This window comes from Mesorhizobium sp. M0195, assembly GCF_040322115.1.
Classification (GTDB): domain Bacteria; phylum Pseudomonadota; class Alphaproteobacteria; order Rhizobiales; family Rhizobiaceae; genus Mesorhizobium.
Genome location: NZ_JAMYSV010000001.1, coordinates 514,304 through 528,955 on the forward strand (window position 1 = coordinate 514,304; position 14,652 = coordinate 528,955).

A 14,652-nucleotide genomic window follows, 5' to 3' on the forward strand; every position below is an offset into this window, starting at 1 on the left:
AGCTGTGCTGGCGATCGTCGCCGGCTCAGGAGAGATTGGTTCAGGCCTGGATTTTCAACGCCGCCGAAAAGTCTTCGTCGCCGACGATATCGCGCATTTCGGCGAGGCTGCGCTGATCCAGCACCTCGGCGATGGCCTGCCGGACCTCCAGCATCAGGTGTCGGACTTGGCATGTCGCCTCGTTGCAGTCTTCGCAGCGCTGATACTGGGTGCGGCTGGCGCAAGGTATGGGGGCAAGCGGTCCGTCGAGCACACGCACGACGTGCCCGACCTTGATCTCGTCCGCCGGGCGCGCCAGGCGATAGCCGCCGTCCTTGCCCTTGCGGCTCTGGACGAACCCGGCATTGCGCAATTCGCCAAGAATGGCATCAAGGAACTTCTTCGGAATATTGTTTCCTGTGGCGATGTCGTTGACGAAGGCGAGCTGTCCAACCGGCAGGCGCGCCAGATGGACGAGCGCCTTGAGGCCGTATTTACCTTTTTTCGTGAGCATAACCCGAACGTTTCTCTGTCATGCGATGGCGCAAGGCCACCGGTTGCGAAACGCCTGGCGTGCCTCCCCGCCGCGTCCAAGCTGTCACTACAGATAAATTCTAGTAACATGATATACAAGCTCAGAAACGTTGATTTTGCTTCGTTTTCAAGCCGCAATGGCCATTTTGGTTGGGGCTTGTGCCCTTGCGAGCACAGGAGCCGCCGCGAATGGCACACCGGCAAACTGGCCGGCGGCAGGAATGTCCCGATCGGCTAGGATACCGACGGCAGCTTCTGCCCCTGAATTTGAAGGCCAAAGCATGCCGCGCACGGCAACAAGGAGGGTGGCGTCGCTCATCGTCCTCTCCAATCCTTCAATGTCGATAAGGATACTAGACTTAACCGCGAACACAGGGAACTTGTTTCCAATTTGTTGGCTATTCACAGCATGAATTTGCCGATGCAGGGGCGAACGCGGGAAAATCCTTGCTGCGCGCATGGACGGCGCGGAAGCGGTTCCCGGGCAAGGACGACGATTCTCACCCGGGGCCATCACCCAGAAGTGTGCGAATGGGCAACTGCCATAGCCAGATGACTTTTTCTAACAAGGCCGAACCGATTGGAAGAATTTAACTCTACAAGACCAATAGAGTTAGGTGACTATGAGACGCAATCCGGTTTTTCTCGTTTCCAAGGAGCCTTTCATGTCCACCATTTCGCGACGTATCGTTCTCTTGTCTTCGGCGGCCTTGGCTGGTGCCGCCTTTCTCGGCCCAGCCGATGCGCAGGACTTCAAGATCACTATCGGCTACCAGACGGTCGTCGAACCCTCGAAGGTGCCGCAGGCCGACGGCGCCTATGAGAGCGCGACCAAGGCGGCAATCGACTGGCGGAAATTCGATTCCGGCGCCGACGTGATCGCCGCCATCGCTTCCGGTTCGGTCGACATCGGTTATGTCGGCTCGAGCCCGCTGGCGGCGGCGGCGAGCCGCGAGCTTCCAATCCAGACAATCTTCATTGTCGGGCTGATCGGCGAATCCGAGGCCCTTGTCGCCCGCAACGGCGCCGGCATCGAGAAGGCCGCCGACCTTGCCGGCAAGAAGGTGGCGGTGCCCTTCGTTTCGACGACGCATTACAGCCTGCTTGCCGCGCTGAAGCATGAGGGTATCGACCCGAAGTCGGTCGATATTCTCAATCTGCGGCCACCGGAGATCGCGGCGGCATGGGCGCGCGGCGACATCGACGCCGCCTATGTCTGGGATCCGGCACTCGGCCAGATCAAGACGACGGGCAAGGTCGTGCTGGATTCCTCGCAGGTCGCCGCCTGGGGCGCGCCAACCTTCGACGCCTGGATCGTGCGCACCGACTTCGCCGAAAGGAACCCGGAAGCGGTGCGCGACTTCGTCAAAGTAACGGGCGCTGCCTATGCCGACTTCCTGGCCAAGCCGGATCAATGGTCGGTGTCCTCGCCGCAAGCGGCCAAGATCGCCAGGATCACCGGGGCCAAGCTCGAAGACGTGCCGCAACTGCTGAGGGGCTATGTCTTCCCGACGCTCGAGGAGCAAGCCTCGGAAAAGTTCCTCGGTGGCGGCACTGTCAAGGCGGTCGAGGCGACATCGGCCTTCCTCAAGGAGCAGGGCAAGATCGACGCCGTGTTGCCGGATTATTCGAAATACGTGTCGTCGAAATATGTCGGCGAGGCGCTGGCCTCGAATTAGCGGCGGCTCAATACCGCGCGTCCTCCCTTCCCTGACGCGCGTTGCCTGCCCCGGAGCCGCTGACGAGGAACGGCTTCGGGGCAGGCAGGTTCAGAATATCGGCGACCCCACATGACGCATCTCGTGCTCGACCAAGTCTCGGTTCACTATGACGGCCAGCCGGCGCCGGCCGTCGAACGCGTGTCGATTGACATCGCTAAGGACGACTTCGTTGTCCTGGTCGGCCGTTCCGGCTGCGGCAAGACCTCGTTGCTCAACGTCGCCGCGGGCCTGGTCGAGCCTGTGCGCGGACGCGCCACGATTGGCGGCAGGCCGATCACGGCGCCAGGCTCGGACCGCGCCGTCGTGTTCCAGAACGACGCATTGTTTCCGTGGCTGACCGCGCGGGAAAATGTCGCCTTTGCTCTCAGGCTGCGCGGTGTCAGGGCCGCCGAACGGGCGCGGACTGCCGACGACCTTCTGGCGCTGGTGAAGCTCGACGGCGACGGCGACAAGCGCATCTGGGAGCTTTCCGGCGGCATGCGCCAGCGCGTCGGCCTGGCCAGGGCGCTGGCAGCCGAGCCGCAATTCCTGCTGCTCGACGAACCGCTGGGCGCACTCGATGCGCTGACACGGGAACGCATGCAGACAACGCTGCTCGATCTGTGGACGGCAAGCCAGGTCGGCGTGCTGATGGTCACGCACGGCATCGACGAAGCGCTGGTGCTCGCCACTCGCATCATTGTGCTCGCTCCCGGCCCTGGCCGGGTGGTGCGGAGTGCCGGCGAGGCCATTCGTAGCATCAAGGCCGATCCCGCCTTCGCCGCGGCGCGCGGCGAGCTGACCGACGCGATCTTCGAAGGGGAGGCAGCATGACCGTTACCTCCTATACCGAGCGGCCGCAGCGCTCCAAAGTCGACGACGGAGCCGACGCGCTGTCGGTGCCATGGTCGCGGCCGCGGCCGAGACGCAGCCGCGTTTCGGCCCGCGTGGTCAGCGCGATCACCATTCTAATGGTGGTGGCGGTGTGGACGGCATCGGCCCGCCTGCAATTGGTGTCGCCGGTTTTCCTGCCGTCGCCTGTGGCAGTCTGGAACAAATTTGTCGTCGTCGCCGGTGACGGCTTTGTCGACGCGACGCTGCTCCAGCATATCGCCGCCAGTCTGTGGCGGGTGTTTGCAGCGCTGATCGTCGCCCTTGTCATCGGCGTTCCCATCGGGCTGGCTATCGGCATCAGCACGATCGGGCGCGGCATCTTCGATCCGCTGCTCGAATTCCTGCGGCCGATCCCGCCGCTGGCCTATCTGCCGCTGATCATTATCTGGTTCGGCATTGGCGAGCCGTCCAAGATCCTGGTGATTGCCATTGCCATGCTGGCGCCGGTTGCGCTGTCGACGGCATCGGGTGTTCGCGGCGTCTCGCAGGAACGCATCAATGCAGCGCGCTCGCTTGGCGCCACGCAGCGCCAAGTGATCAGGCACGTCACCCTGCCCAGCGCGCTGCCCTCGATCCTGACCGGTCTGCGCATCGCGCTTGGCGCCGGTTGGTCGACGCTGGTCGCCGCCGAGCTGGTGGCCGCGACGCGCGGGCTCGGTTTCATGATCCAGTCCGCTGCCCAGTTCCTCGTCACCGACGTGGTGGTGATGGGCATACTGGTGATCGCGGCCATTGCCTTCGTGCTCGAATTCATCATCCGCAGGATCGAGCGGGTGCTCGTCCCGTGGGCAGGGCGGGAATGACCGACAATGCCCCATTCCATCGCTGTATTGTTCGCGCATTTCGGCCATTGGCTCCGCCTGATCAAGGCCGGGGACAAACAGCCGCCTGACGGCGAACGCAAAACGCCGGTGCATCTGGACGCGGAGCGCAACCGCTTACCGCCGCGCGACGAAAGTTTCTACTGGGGCTGGCAGTACTGGTCGCGGTGACCGGCCGCCAGGGTCCGCTGTGCGCTGCTCTCAAGGGAGCTTGAGCATGGACGCCCGTTCAAACGCGCGAACGGTTCGCCCAGGCCAGGCCGGCCAGGCCGACCAGCGCGGTGACGATGCCGACATAGAGCCATTGCGACTGGCCGGTCATAAAGCTGCCGCCGATAACGCCGATGCCTTGCAACGTCCACAGCACGCCCATGGCGAGCACAATCAAGGCCAGCAGATTTTTGATCAATCTCATCGCTAGAACTCCGTTCCAAGTCGATCATAAACCGCGTTCCAGCCGGAATGGAACAGCGAAAAGAGGCCGCTCGATTACACCAACTTCTACTTGGATGCTAATCTCTGATCTTGTGCAAGACGCCCGGAGATCGGCGCAGACATCATCAAAGAAGCTGCGCCTCGCTGCGGAAAGTCTCTGACAAATTGTTTCGCGCCGACTCCAAACGTGTAACATTGCCATGGAACCGACAGATCATTGCCGCATTTGCTGCCTTGTTCCGCACCTAACGGCTTGGGTCTGTCAACGGAGCTAACCCCAAGCATGAAGAAAAGCTATCAGGCCGCGCTCGTCGCGGCCACGATTGCGGCCGGCCTGACGGTCGGCGCATCCACCGCCAACGCCGCCGCTCAGTGCGGCCGTGCCTCCTGGTACTCACTGCATTCCAGAACCGCTTCCGGCGAGCGCATGAACCCGTCGGCGCTGACCGCCGCGCATCGCAGCCTGCCGTTCGGCACCAAGCTGAAGGTGACCAATCGCAACAATGGCCGCAGCGTCGTCGTGCGCATCAACGACCGCGGCCCCTTTATCAGGGGCCGGATGCTCGATCTGTCGAAGGGCGCAGCCAGTCAGCTTGGCTTCATCAGCTCGGGCCATACGGCTGTCTGCATGGCACGGGTCTAACGGTCCGGCCGCCACGGCCGGACACCGCCTCCAACGATTGCCCCAATAGCCGCGCTCCCTGCCTGGCCTTCGCAGGCGCACATTGAGCCGGCTGTTGCCCTTCCAGGCGGATTCTCAATGCCTTGGACGAAAGAACGAGCATAAATCACGCAGGTTGACGTATTGCATCGCAGCAGATTGTTGCTAACTTCCCCGCAAAGCATTCAAGGCTCGGCGCTGCTCGTCGGCCCTTCGATCGCAGTCGGCAGCGGGGTTCTCGATGTTCTACCAGCTCTACGAACTGAACCACGCCGCCTTGCAGCCGGCGCGCCTCTATGCCGATGCGGTGCGCCTGTTCTACTCCAATCCGCTCAATCCGGTCTCACACACGTCCTGGGGCCGCTCGGTTGCGGCAACGGCCGAACTGTTCGAGCGCACGACGCGCCGCTACGGCAAGCCGCAATTCGGCCTGACCAAGACCGTGGTCGACTGGAAAAACGTCGAGGTCAGCGAACGCACCGTCTGGTCGCGGCCGTTCTGCAACCTGGTTCGTTTCGAGCGGGCGGTTCCTGCCGGGCGCCGGCCGGATCCGAAGCTGTTGATCGTCGCGCCGATGTCGGGCCACTACGCGACGCTGCTGCGCGGCACGGTGGAGGCGATGCTGCCCTATGCCGACGTGCATATCACCGACTGGGTCGACGCCCGCATGGTGCCGCTGGCCGACGGTAGCTTCGATCTTGACGACTATATCGACTACATCGTCGACATGCTGCATGCGCTGGGGCCCGACACCCATGTGATGGCGGTGTGCCAGCCTTCGGTGCCGGTGCTGGCGGCGGCGGCACTGATGGAAGCCAAGGGTGATCCGTTCGTGCCCTCGACGATGACGCTGATGGGCGGGCCGATCGACACGCGCCGCAATCCGACAGCGGTCAATCTGCTGGCGCAGGAAAAGGGGATCGACTGGTTCCGCGACAATGTCATCATGCGCGCGCCCTGGCCGGTGCCGGGCTTCGGCCGCGAGGTCTATCCCGGCTTCCTGCAGCTTTCGGGTTTCATGAGCATGAACCTCGACCGACACATCACCGCCCACAAGGACTTCTTCATGCATCTGGTGAAGCATGACGGTGACAATGCCGAGAAGCACCGCGAGTTCTACGACGAATATCTGGCGGTGATGGATCTGACGGCGGAATTCTACCTGCAGACCGTCGACACCGTGTTTGTCCGCCAGGCCTTGCCCAAGGGCACGATGACGCATCGCGGCGTGGCGGTCGACCCTTCGGCGATCCGTAATGTCGCCCTGTTTACGGTCGAGGGCGAGAACGACGACATCTCCGGCCTCGGCCAGACCAAGGCCGCGCACGATCTGTGCATCAACATCCCGGCCGACCGGCACGCCCATTACATGCAGCCTGCGGTCGGCCATTATGGTGTGTTCAACGGCTCGCGCTTCCGCTCCGAAATCGTGCCGCGCATCGTTGATTTCATTAGCAGCTACGGCCGTCAGAACCGCGTTGCGGTGAAGCCGAAACTGGTCCGGACCGGCAAGAAATAGGCGATCGACGATGACGCTGCGCCCGCGACTTCGCATCAGGTCGGGAACGGTCTAGTCCATCCGAGCTGTTGCACAATAGTCGCGTTGGCGCCACGCGGGTAACCATGCCGCAAAATCAATCCATCCTCATAATTGACACGGGCTGTAAATACCCCTTAACGTTTCGTTAATAACAAGGGACAAGCGGGGACAATGATTTCCTCACCAATGGCGAGAACGCTGCGCCTGTGCGCGCTGGCCGGACTTACTGTGGCGGCAGGTTGGGCCAGTTCGGCCTCGGCGGCCGGCCCGATGATAACGGGTGGCCCGACCTCGCAGCCGATCGGCCATTATGATTTCTGCAAGAGCTACGCGTCCGAATGCTCGATCCGCCCGAAGGATCTGTCGCCCGCCAGCCTGACCGGCTCGCTGTGGCGCAAGCTGCTCAGCGTCACGGCAAAGGTCAACGCCGCCGTCAAGCCGGAGAGCGACTTCGACATCTACGGCAAGGATGAGGTCTGGGCCTATCCCGACAAGGGCGTTGGCGATTGCGAGGACTATGTCCTGGAAAAGCGCCGTGAGCTGAACCGGCTGGGCGTCTCGTTTGCCGATCTGCTGATGACCGTCGTACGCAAGCCGGATGGCGAAGGCCACGCCGTGCTGACGGTGCGCACCGACAAGGGCGACTACATCCTTGACAATCTGACCGACCAGGTCCGTCCCTGGGACCAGACCGGCTATCGTTTCCTCAAGCGACAGGCGATCGACAATACCGGCCGCTGGGTCTCCATCCGCGGCGGCCAGCAGGTTCTGGTCGGCTCGGTCCAGTAACAAGGCAGCTCATTTCGGCCGTGCCAGCGCGGCGCGGATCGACGCAATGATTTGGCGAAGCTCGGCTTCGTCGAGCTTTTCAATGTTGTCGGCCAGGAGATTGGCAAGCTCGGTCGCCGCCGGGCTAAGGCCCGACGTGTCGAGCTTGACGCGCGGATGCGAGGTTTCGGCCAGCCGCGCCAGTTCCTCGGCGTCGTCCCAAATGATGTTGAAATAGCCGATGATCTTCTGGATCAGCGTCCAGCTCGGCGCACCGCGGCGGCCGTGTTCCAGCGCTGAGAGATAGGCTGCGCTGACGCCGATCGCCTTGGCCATGTCCTTCTGGCTGACGCCGCGCTCGTTTCGCAGCACGCGAAGCTTTTCGCCGAACGGGGTCACAAGCGCACCTTCATGGGTGCATCCTCATAGGTGCGTCCCTCATCGGCATGTCCTCATGAGCGCGCCCGCCGCAAGCGGACATAGAGCGCACCCGAGCCGCCATGTTTGCGGGCGGCATGGTCGTGGCTGGAGACGAGAGGCCGGAAGGCGGGTGTCGACAGCCATGAGGGCACGGCGCGCCGCAAGACGCCATCACCGCCCGACGAAGAGCCCTTGCCGGTGATCACCAGGACGTAGCGGATGCCGCCGGCATGCGCCCGGCACAGGAAGGAAAACAGCAGCGAATAGGCTTGGTCCTGGGTCAGGCCATGCAGGTCGACGCGGCCCTCGATCGGCAGCCGGCCCTTCGACAGCTTGTCCAGCGTCGGTTCGTCGAGTGCGTGGGAGACATGCTTCGCCTTCGGCTTTGCGGCCGCGGCAGGATTGCCCGCGCCCTGTGCCGGCGGCGGCGCCTGCCTGGTCTCGTCGATCTCCGGCCCAACGTGCGGAATTTCGACGGCAGTTCTGCCCTTCAGCGGTTTTGCCGTGCGCGCCACCAGGTTCCACAGCACCCGGTCGTCCTCGCTCAGCCTGTCGATGCGCCGGGTCATCGGCCTGCTCCTGAAACCAGCGACCGGGGGATCAGCGCATAAAAATCGGCGGCGTTGCGGATAACGCCGGCGATCTCGCCGGCCGCATCGCCCGACCCGGCAAACAGATCACCGCGGGCCGGCCCGGTGATCGCCGAACCGGTGTCCTGCGCGATCATCAGCCGCCGGAACGGTTTTCCGTCGAAGGCGGTCAGCGACGGCGCATCGATATAGAAGGGCGTGCCGAACGTGTGCAGCAGCCGGTCGACGGCGATCGAGCGGCCGGGTGTCAGCGGCACCTTGGCGGCAGCAATCGGGCCGAGCTCCCGGTCGTCGATGCCCGTTTCGCGGAAGAAGATATAGGAGCGGTTGCGCCACAGGGTCTCGTCGACGCGCTCCGGATGCGCCTTGAACCAGGCACGGATCGACTGCATCGTCACTTTCTCCGGCGGGATCTCGCCTTCCTCGCTCAGGATCTTGCCCGGTCCGGTAAAGCGCTGGCCGGATTTGGCGGCATAGGTGATGCGGCGAAGCCTGCCATCGGTCATGTTGAGCCGTGCCGCGCCCTGCACGTGAATGAAGAAGGCGTCGACCTTGTCGGCGAGCCAGGCGATTTCCAGCCCTTTTCCGGCAAGCGCGCCGCGTTCGATCTCGCCGCGGTCGAAATATTCGACCGGGCCGTTCGCCGCCGCACGAGCGAAGGCGAGATAAGGATCCAAGCCGGAAGGACGAGTGCCGTCGTCGATGTCGACCAGGTCGGCCGGGCGCGCCAGCAACGGCACCGAAAATCGTTCCGTGCGCACCGGCGAGGCTTCGACCTCCGGCTCATAAAAGCCGGTTACCAGGCCGGGACCACCATCTTCGGTATCGATACGGGCCGGAACGAAATGGCGCTCGAAAAAGCTTCGGGCCTGCAACCGATTCGCCGACGAAACGGTACGCGCTTCGGCGTAGGCATCGGCAAAGCCATTGTAGTCGACGCCGAGCGCGCCGGAGCGGTAGGGTTTGGTCAGGATATGAAAGGCCGAGCGGCGAAAGGCGTCAAAGGCAGGGAGATGGTCGTCCTCGCCCCAGCCCGGCAATTCGCCAAAGGATTTTTCGCTGAAGGCTCGAGAAAGCGACACGACAGCCTCCGCCGCCGTCCAGTTCACTCTTCTTCTTCGGTGGCGACGAGCTTCCAGTTCGGATCGCGCGAGCGCGTGTCGCGGGCGAAGGTCCAGACGTCCTTGACCTCGGCGACGGTCTCGGGATCGCCGTCGATGACAGCGCCGGCCTTGTCGCGGGTCGCCGAAATCAGCTCGCTGACAATGCGCAGCGTGATGTGCGCCTCGCTGCCCTTCATCTCGGCCGAAACGATGTCGGCCTTGTCGATGCCGACGAAGGAGGACTGGATCTTTTCGGCTTTCGCCTCACGGTCGCCGATGGCCGCGACGAAGCCGTCATAGACCTCGCGCGACAAAAGGTTCTTCAAGGTTTTGCGGTCGCCATCGGCGTAGGCCATGACGATCATCTCATAAGCCATCTTTGCGCCGTCGACGAAGGTCTTCGGGTCGAACGTCGGATCATTGTCCTTGATCGCCCGCAGGCCCCGGTTGAGATCGGTGTCGGGCTTGGCAAAGGCATCGATCGCCGCATAGGTGTCGGCCGCCGGCTCTCCTGTCAGGCGCTTGCGCGGCAGCGAAACCACGTTCTCGGGTTTCTGGGGGGCATCCTTGTCGTTTTTGCGCGCTGCCGTATATGGATCGAAGGGCGGGCGCTCGTTGCCCGTGCGTCGGCCAAGCACGTTGCGCAGCTGGAAGAAGATCACCACCGCCGCAATCAGAAAGAAAATCGTGCCGAAGTCGAAGAAGCCCATATCTTGCGCCGATCAATCCCTGCTTTGGCCGGACCAGCGGCCAAGCAGGGGCCGCGATCACATAGCGTTCGGTATCCAAAGCATATAGAACGCATGGCGCAATCATTCAAATCAAAGGCAGCCATACCTATCTAACAGCTCTGGTGCCAGCGGCGATTGCTCGCCGGCCGGCAAAACATCGAAACGATCGGTCAAGATTTGCGTATCTCGCTGTTTCCCCTGTTCATTCTTGCGCTCCCGCTGCTGGAGATAGCCGGTTTCGTCATTGTCGGCCGCCAGATCGGCGCGCTGGCGACGGTCGGGCTGGTGCTGGCCTCGAGCGTCGCCGGCGCCTTGCTCCTTCGACACCAGGGTTTTGGCGTCATGGCCAGGGTACGTGCCGAAATGGACGCCGGGCGTGATCCGAGCGGCCAGCTTGCGCATGGCGCCATGATCGTGCTGGCCGCGATCCTTTTGATCATCCCCGGCTTCCTCTCGGATATTTTCGGCATTCTGCTTTTCCTGCCGCCAGTGCGCGATCTTGCCTGGCGGATGCTGAAAGGCCGCATCGTGCTGGCCACCGATCTCAGCAGTGGTTTGCGGGCAAGGCAACGCGGCAAGGTCATCGATCTCGACGACGGCGACTATTCGCGTGCCGACGACCATACGCGCGGACCGGATTCTCCCTGGCGCCGCCTCAAGGACGAGTAGCCGCAAAGCAATCAGCGTCTTTTGCAAACTTGTCTTGTCGGGCCGGCCATGATAGCGAACGCCCGAATTTCAATCCGGTCAGCAACGCTGCCCAGGCAAAAGGACCACAGCTTATGGCCAGCAACGACGACGCGCCGACCGGCGCAGCCAACGGTAATGGAAATGCGGCGCAGCCTTCGCTCAACGTGCTTGCGCAATATGTGAAGGACCTGTCCTTCGAAAGCCCCGGTGCACCGAACTCGTTGCGCGGTCGCGACAAGGCTCCCGGCATCGCCATCAACGTCAACGTCAACGCCAACCCGCTTTCGGACAAGCAGTTCGACGTCAATTTGACGCTGAACGCAAAAGCGTCGTTCGACCAGGAAGTGCTGTTCAATGTCGAACTGGTCTATGGCGGCGTCTTCGCCATCAGCGGCTTCCCGCAGGAGCACATGCTGCCGATCCTGTTCATCGAATGCCCGCGGCTGCTGTTCCCGTTCGCCCGGCAGATCATTGCCGAGGCAACACGCAACGGCGGCTTCCCGCCGCTGATGCTGGACCCGATCGATTTCGCGCAGATGTTCCAGCAGAAGCTGGCAGAGGACCAGGCTGCCGCCAAGGTCAAGGTGAGCTGAGCGCGGCTGTCTCGCCAGCGTTTGAAAACCCGGCCTTGCGCCGGGTTTTTTGTTTGAGACGTCGGCGGGACAGCGCCCCCCTCTGTCCTGCCGGACATCTCCCCCGCAAGGGGGGAGATCGGCTATCATCCCGGCTTTCGCCAATCTCCACGCTGCAGGCCGCAGGAGTGAGCGGAGCGCTGAAGCTGCCAATCTCCCCCCTTGCGGGGGAGATGTCCGGCAGGACAGAGGGGGGTGTGAAGGATCGCTACAGAACGGCTTTCTGCATTTACTACACAGACGTCTTAGCTCGCCTCAACCCGCAGCCAGAGCGCCTTTTCGCCCAATGTGCCAACCATGCCCGCGTGCGCGGTGCGCTCGGCGTCGGTCAGGCGCGACGGCAAGGCGATCGGCCTGACGCCGATCGAAATATCGATGTCTTGGACATTCTGCCTGCCGCCCTTCGGAGTCAGGATGCTGTCGAGGATAAGGCTTGCCTGCTTGCCGCCGATGAGCTCGATATAGACCTCGGCCAGCAATTCCGAATCGAGCAGCGCGCCGTGCTTGGTGCGGCGGCCGTTGTCGATGCCATAGCGGCGGCAGAGCGCGTCGAGCGAATTGGGGCCCATCGGATGCTTGCGGCGCGCCAGCGCCAGCGTGTCGACGATCCGTCCCGGATCGATGGCCGGATGACCAAGCCGGCCGAATTCGAGATTGAGGAAGCCGATGTCGAAGCCGGCATTGTGCGCGACCAGTTTGGCGCCGTCGATGAAGGCCAGAAACTCCTCGGCGATCTCCATGAAAGTCGGCTTGCCGACGAGATCGGCGGCGCTGATGCCGTGCACGGCCTGCGCCTCGTGATGGATCTGGCGGCCTTGCGGGTTGATATATTTGTGGAAGGTTCGGCCGGTCGGGAAACGGTTGACCAACTCGACGCCGCCAAGCTCGATGACGCGGTCCTCGCGCGTGTCGAGGCCGGTGGTTTCCGTATCGAAGATGATCTCACGCATCGAATCAGTCCACTGGTGCCGGCATCATTCTAGCCGAATCACACCAGGAACAAAATGGCAACAACTATGTGGGTCTGCAAGCCTCTTAACCAGGCCTGGCTGCCTTATCCACGACTAGTTCGGCGATGATGGCCTTGACGGCTGCGCGAGCGGCGTCAAAGCCCTGACCAGTGTCGATGACAAAGTCAGCGCGCCGGCGCTTTTCGGCGTCGGGAACCTGCCTGGCCAGGATCGACGCCAGTTTCTCCTCGTTCATGCCCGGCCGCGCCAGCACGCGGGCGCGCTGAACTTCAGGCGGTGCGGTGACGACCACGACCTTGTCGACGCGGTTCCCACCACCGGTCTCGAACAGCAGCGGTATATCGAGCACGGCAAGCGGCGCGCCGGCGGCACGATTTTCAGCTAGGAACGCATCGGCATCGGCATGGACCATCGGATGGATGATCGCTTCCAGCCGTTTCAGCGCGGGGGCGTCGCCGAGCACGCGCTCCGCCAGTGCCGCGCGGTCGACCGCACCGGATCTGGTGGTGCCGGGAAAAGCCGCCTCGACCAAGGGCGCGGCCTTGCCGGCATAAAGGCGATGCACAGCCTCGTCGGAATCATGGACCGGCACGCCGGCCTCGGCAAACATCTTGGCCGTGGTCGATTTGCCCATGCCGATCGATCCGGTGAGGCCGAGCACGATCATTTTATCGCGCCGATATCGGCAATAACTATTTGCCGCAGTTCGGCGGTGACTTCTGGCCTGATGCCGAACCAGCGCTCGAAGCCGGGCACCGCCTGGTGCAGCAGCATGCCGAGCCCATCTACGGTTCTCAGGCCGCGCGCTTTGGCGGCGGCAAGCAGCGGCGTCTCCAGCGGTGCGTAGACGATGTCGGTGACGATGGCGCGGTCCGGCAGTCTGCCCGGATCCGCGGACAGGCCTTCATTGCCATGCATGCCGAGCGCTGTCGTGTTGACCAGCAGGCCGGCATCTTCGAGGAATTCGCCGGTCGCCGCCATGCCATGGGCGGAGACGCCGGCACCGAAGCGGTCGCGCAGCTCCTGCGCCCTCGCAAGCGTCCGGTTGACGATGCGGATGTCGTTGATGCCGCGCTGCTTCAGCGCATGGATGACCGCGCGAGCGGCGCCGCCGGCACCGAGCACCACGGCGGGGCCGTTGGCCGCCCAGCCCGGTGCATATTCGTCCAGATTGGCGGCAAAGCCATGGGCATCGGTGTTGCCGCCCCACAATTCGCCATTCTCGAACCACAGCGTATTGACCGCACCGATCTGTTCGGCGTCGGCGTCACGCCGCTCGGCCAAAGCGAAGGCGGCTTCCTTGTGCGGGATGGTGACGTTGCCGCCGCGATAGCCTTGTGCCTGAAGCGTCTGCAGGAATTCGGCAAAGGCCTCCGGTGCAACGTCAATGGCCTCGTAGACACCGTCGATGCCGTATTTCGCCAGCCAATGGCCGTGGATCTTCGGAGACCTGGAATGGGCGATCGGGTGGCCGGTGACGAAGGCTTTTTTCGAGGCCTCAGCCATCGATCGCACCGAACTCACGCAGCTTGGCCAGCACCGGCAAAAGTGGCAGACCGACAATGGTAAAATAATCGCCTTCGATTTTTTCGAATAGCTGGATGCCTTCGCCTTCGATCTGGTAGGCGCCGACGCTGGACAACGCCGTGGCGCCGACTCGCGCCAGATGGCGGCCGATGAAGGCCGGATCGAGCTTGCGCATGGTCAGACTGGCGATGCCGACATGCCGCCACAGAACCTGGCCGTCACGGGCGAGCACGACGGCGCTGTTGAGATGATGCGTCTTGCCCGACAGCGCCAGCAGATGACGGCGCGCCCCTTCCATGTCGGCCGGCTTGTGGAACAACTCGTCGCCGAGCGACAGCGTCTGGTCGCAGCCGAGCACCAGGGCGGCGGGCGTGCGCTCGCTGACTTCGGTGGCCTTGGCTTCGGCGAGCACCAGGGCGACGTCCTCCGGCGACACGCCAGTATTCTGCAGCGGCGCTTCCAGCGCGCGCTCATCGACAGAAGCCGGAACCGCTTCGACAGTGATGCCGGCATTGACGAGCAGCGCCTTGCGGAACGGGCTGCCCGAGGCAAGGATGATTTTTTCGGTCATTTTTTTCGCCCGTTTCCTGGCGTTCACTAGGGTGTGTCGGGATTCAGGTCAGGCCGAGTCGAGAATGGTGGGTTCCGAGAACCGG

The 14,652-nt window shown here is 63.2% G+C and carries 20 protein-coding genes; 9 read left to right on the forward strand and 11 right to left on the reverse strand.

What is annotated here, in order from left to right; all coding sequences use genetic code 11:
• Positions 1-40: 40 nt before the first annotated feature.
• The gene (locus tag NKJ12_RS02580; protein ID WP_352476864.1) at positions 41-493 is read right to left on the reverse strand and encodes an RrF2 family transcriptional regulator; all 453 of its coding nucleotides are present in this window, start codon (positions 491-493) and stop codon (positions 41-43) included.
• A gap of 147 nt (positions 494-640) precedes the next feature.
• On the reverse strand, positions 641-973 hold the full coding sequence (locus NKJ12_RS02585) for a hypothetical protein (protein ID WP_352701161.1): 333 nt from the start codon (positions 971-973) through the stop codon (positions 641-643).
• A gap of 205 nt (positions 974-1,178) precedes the next feature.
• Here NKJ12_RS02585 and tauA point away from each other — a divergent pair, with 205 nt between their 5' ends.
• The 4 genes from tauA to NKJ12_RS02605 all read left to right on the forward strand — a co-directional run bounded on the left by tauA (position 1,179) and on the right by NKJ12_RS02605 (position 4,099).
• Complete coding sequence (tauA, locus tag NKJ12_RS02590) at positions 1,179-2,192, forward strand: taurine ABC transporter substrate-binding protein (protein WP_352701162.1); 1,014 nt, start codon at positions 1,179-1,181, stop codon at positions 2,190-2,192.
• Positions 2,193-2,303: 111 nt separating this feature from the next.
• Complete coding sequence (locus NKJ12_RS02595; RefSeq protein WP_352701163.1) at positions 2,304-3,047, forward strand: taurine ABC transporter ATP-binding protein; 744 nt, start codon at positions 2,304-2,306, stop codon at positions 3,045-3,047.
• Positions 3,044-3,910 (forward strand): ABC transporter permease subunit, encoded by an 867-nt coding sequence (locus tag NKJ12_RS02600; RefSeq protein WP_352701164.1) that lies wholly within the window; start codon positions 3,044-3,046, stop codon positions 3,908-3,910. Before NKJ12_RS02595 ends, NKJ12_RS02600 begins: the two co-directional genes overlap by 4 nt.
• Before the next feature lie 6 nt (positions 3,911-3,916).
• A complete protein-coding gene (locus NKJ12_RS02605) occupies positions 3,917-4,099 on the forward strand; it encodes a hypothetical protein (protein WP_254817964.1) in 183 nt (60 codons plus the stop codon).
• Positions 4,100-4,157: 58 nt separating this feature from the next.
• Here the strand turns inward: NKJ12_RS02605 and NKJ12_RS02610 are convergent, their stop codons facing one another.
• Positions 4,158-4,343: a hypothetical protein gene (locus NKJ12_RS02610; RefSeq protein ID WP_352701165.1), complete on the reverse strand. Its 186-nt coding sequence runs from the start codon at positions 4,341-4,343 to the stop codon at positions 4,158-4,160.
• 303 nt (positions 4,344-4,646) lie between these two features.
• On the opposite strand from NKJ12_RS02610, the gene NKJ12_RS02615 reads away from it, so the two are divergent.
• The 3 genes from NKJ12_RS02615 (at position 4,647) to NKJ12_RS02625 (ending at position 7,353) form a co-directional block, all read left to right on the forward strand.
• Positions 4,647-5,006 (forward strand): septal ring lytic transglycosylase RlpA family protein, encoded by a 360-nt coding sequence (locus tag NKJ12_RS02615; RefSeq protein ID WP_352701166.1) that lies wholly within the window; start codon positions 4,647-4,649, stop codon positions 5,004-5,006.
• 259 nt (positions 5,007-5,265) lie between these two features.
• Entirely contained in the window at positions 5,266-6,543 is a 1,278-nt protein-coding gene (locus tag NKJ12_RS02620) for a polyhydroxyalkanoate depolymerase (RefSeq protein ID WP_352701168.1), read from the forward strand.
• A 192-nt stretch (positions 6,544-6,735) separates the two neighbouring features.
• Positions 6,736-7,353, forward strand: coding sequence for a transglutaminase-like cysteine peptidase (locus tag NKJ12_RS02625; RefSeq protein ID WP_352476804.1), 618 nt, complete (start codon positions 6,736-6,738; stop codon positions 7,351-7,353).
• 9 nt (positions 7,354-7,362) lie between these two features.
• On the opposite strand, the gene NKJ12_RS02630 is transcribed toward NKJ12_RS02625, so the two are convergent.
• Genes NKJ12_RS02630 through NKJ12_RS02645 form a run of 4 tightly spaced genes read right to left on the reverse strand, consistent with a single transcriptional unit; the run spans position 7,363 to position 10,155 of the window.
• On the reverse strand, positions 7,363-7,731 hold the full coding sequence (locus NKJ12_RS02630; RefSeq protein ID WP_352701169.1) for a helix-turn-helix domain-containing protein: 369 nt from the start codon (positions 7,729-7,731) through the stop codon (positions 7,363-7,365).
• A gap of 53 nt (positions 7,732-7,784) precedes the next feature.
• On the reverse strand, positions 7,785-8,321 hold the full coding sequence (locus tag NKJ12_RS02635; RefSeq protein ID WP_352701170.1) for a Smr/MutS family protein: 537 nt from the start codon (positions 8,319-8,321) through the stop codon (positions 7,785-7,787).
• Positions 8,318-9,424: a murein transglycosylase A gene (gene mltA / locus NKJ12_RS02640; protein ID WP_352701171.1), complete on the reverse strand. Its 1,107-nt coding sequence runs from the start codon at positions 9,422-9,424 to the stop codon at positions 8,318-8,320. The genes NKJ12_RS02635 and mltA overlap by 4 nt, the downstream gene beginning before the upstream one ends.
• A gap of 23 nt (positions 9,425-9,447) precedes the next feature.
• Positions 9,448-10,155, reverse strand: a complete 708-nt coding sequence (locus NKJ12_RS02645; protein ID WP_352701172.1) for a Tim44/TimA family putative adaptor protein — start codon at positions 10,153-10,155, stop codon at positions 9,448-9,450.
• 198 nt (positions 10,156-10,353) lie between these two features.
• Between NKJ12_RS02645 and NKJ12_RS02650 the strand changes: the two genes are divergently transcribed.
• A complete protein-coding gene (locus tag NKJ12_RS02650) occupies positions 10,354-10,845 on the forward strand; it encodes an FxsA family protein (RefSeq protein ID WP_352701173.1) in 492 nt (163 codons plus the stop codon).
• A gap of 113 nt (positions 10,846-10,958) precedes the next feature.
• Positions 10,959-11,459 (forward strand): protein-export chaperone SecB, encoded by a 501-nt coding sequence (secB, locus tag NKJ12_RS02655; protein ID WP_254817954.1) that lies wholly within the window; start codon positions 10,959-10,961, stop codon positions 11,457-11,459.
• Positions 11,460-11,743: 284 nt separating this feature from the next.
• On the opposite strand, the gene dnaQ is transcribed toward secB, so the two are convergent.
• The 4 genes from dnaQ to NKJ12_RS02675 form a co-directional block, all read right to left on the reverse strand.
• Positions 11,744-12,448 carry a DNA polymerase III subunit epsilon gene (dnaQ, locus tag NKJ12_RS02660; protein WP_352701174.1) on the reverse strand — a complete coding sequence of 235 codons (705 nt, stop codon included), beginning with the start codon at positions 12,446-12,448 and terminating at the stop codon, positions 11,744-11,746.
• An 85-nt stretch (positions 12,449-12,533) separates the two neighbouring features.
• Positions 12,534-13,136 (reverse strand): dephospho-CoA kinase, encoded by a 603-nt coding sequence (gene coaE / locus NKJ12_RS02665; protein WP_352701175.1) that lies wholly within the window; start codon positions 13,134-13,136, stop codon positions 12,534-12,536.
• A complete protein-coding gene (locus NKJ12_RS02670; RefSeq protein ID WP_352701176.1) occupies positions 13,133-13,975 on the reverse strand; it encodes a shikimate dehydrogenase in 843 nt (280 codons plus the stop codon). Before NKJ12_RS02670 ends, coaE begins: the two co-directional genes overlap by 4 nt.
• Positions 13,968-14,567 carry a Maf-like protein gene (locus NKJ12_RS02675; protein WP_352701177.1) on the reverse strand — a complete coding sequence of 200 codons (600 nt, stop codon included), beginning with the start codon at positions 14,565-14,567 and terminating at the stop codon, positions 13,968-13,970. Before NKJ12_RS02675 ends, NKJ12_RS02670 begins: the two co-directional genes overlap by 8 nt.
• Positions 14,568-14,652: the final 85 nt, after the last annotated feature.

Excerpts from the sequence above, each read along its gene's own strand:
- NKJ12_RS02605 (WP_254817964.1), top strand. The coding sequence starts at position 3,917 with ATGCCCCATTCCATCGCTGTATTGTTCGCGCATTTCGGCCATTGGCTC.
- NKJ12_RS02615 (WP_352701166.1), top strand. The coding sequence starts at position 4,647 with ATGAAGAAAAGCTATCAGGCCGCGCTCGTCGCGGCCACGATTGCGGCC.
- NKJ12_RS02625 (WP_352476804.1), top strand. The coding sequence starts at position 6,736 with ATGATTTCCTCACCAATGGCGAGAACGCTGCGCCTGTGCGCGCTGGCC.
- NKJ12_RS02635 (WP_352701170.1), bottom strand. The coding sequence starts at position 8,321 with ATGACCCGGCGCATCGACAGGCTGAGCGAGGACGACCGGGTGCTGTGG.
- tauA (WP_352701162.1), top strand. The coding sequence starts at position 1,179 with ATGTCCACCATTTCGCGACGTATCGTTCTCTTGTCTTCGGCGGCCTTG.
- coaE (WP_352701175.1), bottom strand. The coding sequence starts at position 13,136 with ATGATCGTGCTCGGCCTCACCGGATCGATCGGCATGGGCAAATCGACC.
- secB (WP_254817954.1), top strand. The coding sequence starts at position 10,959 with ATGGCCAGCAACGACGACGCGCCGACCGGCGCAGCCAACGGTAATGGA.
- NKJ12_RS02675 (WP_352701177.1), bottom strand. The coding sequence starts at position 14,567 with ATGACCGAAAAAATCATCCTTGCCTCGGGCAGCCCGTTCCGCAAGGCG.
- NKJ12_RS02585 (WP_352701161.1), bottom strand. The coding sequence starts at position 973 with ATGCGCGCAGCAAGGATTTTCCCGCGTTCGCCCCTGCATCGGCAAATT.
- dnaQ (WP_352701174.1), bottom strand. The coding sequence starts at position 12,448 with ATGCGTGAGATCATCTTCGATACGGAAACCACCGGCCTCGACACGCGC.
- NKJ12_RS02600 (WP_352701164.1), top strand. The coding sequence starts at position 3,044 with ATGACCGTTACCTCCTATACCGAGCGGCCGCAGCGCTCCAAAGTCGAC.
- NKJ12_RS02620 (WP_352701168.1), top strand. The coding sequence starts at position 5,266 with ATGTTCTACCAGCTCTACGAACTGAACCACGCCGCCTTGCAGCCGGCG.
- NKJ12_RS02580 (WP_352476864.1), bottom strand. The coding sequence starts at position 493 with ATGCTCACGAAAAAAGGTAAATACGGCCTCAAGGCGCTCGTCCATCTG.
- NKJ12_RS02670 (WP_352701176.1), bottom strand. The coding sequence starts at position 13,975 with ATGGCTGAGGCCTCGAAAAAAGCCTTCGTCACCGGCCACCCGATCGCC.
- NKJ12_RS02595 (WP_352701163.1), top strand. The coding sequence starts at position 2,304 with ATGACGCATCTCGTGCTCGACCAAGTCTCGGTTCACTATGACGGCCAG.
- NKJ12_RS02610 (WP_352701165.1), bottom strand. The coding sequence starts at position 4,343 with ATGAGATTGATCAAAAATCTGCTGGCCTTGATTGTGCTCGCCATGGGC.
- NKJ12_RS02645 (WP_352701172.1), bottom strand. The coding sequence starts at position 10,155 with ATGGGCTTCTTCGACTTCGGCACGATTTTCTTTCTGATTGCGGCGGTG.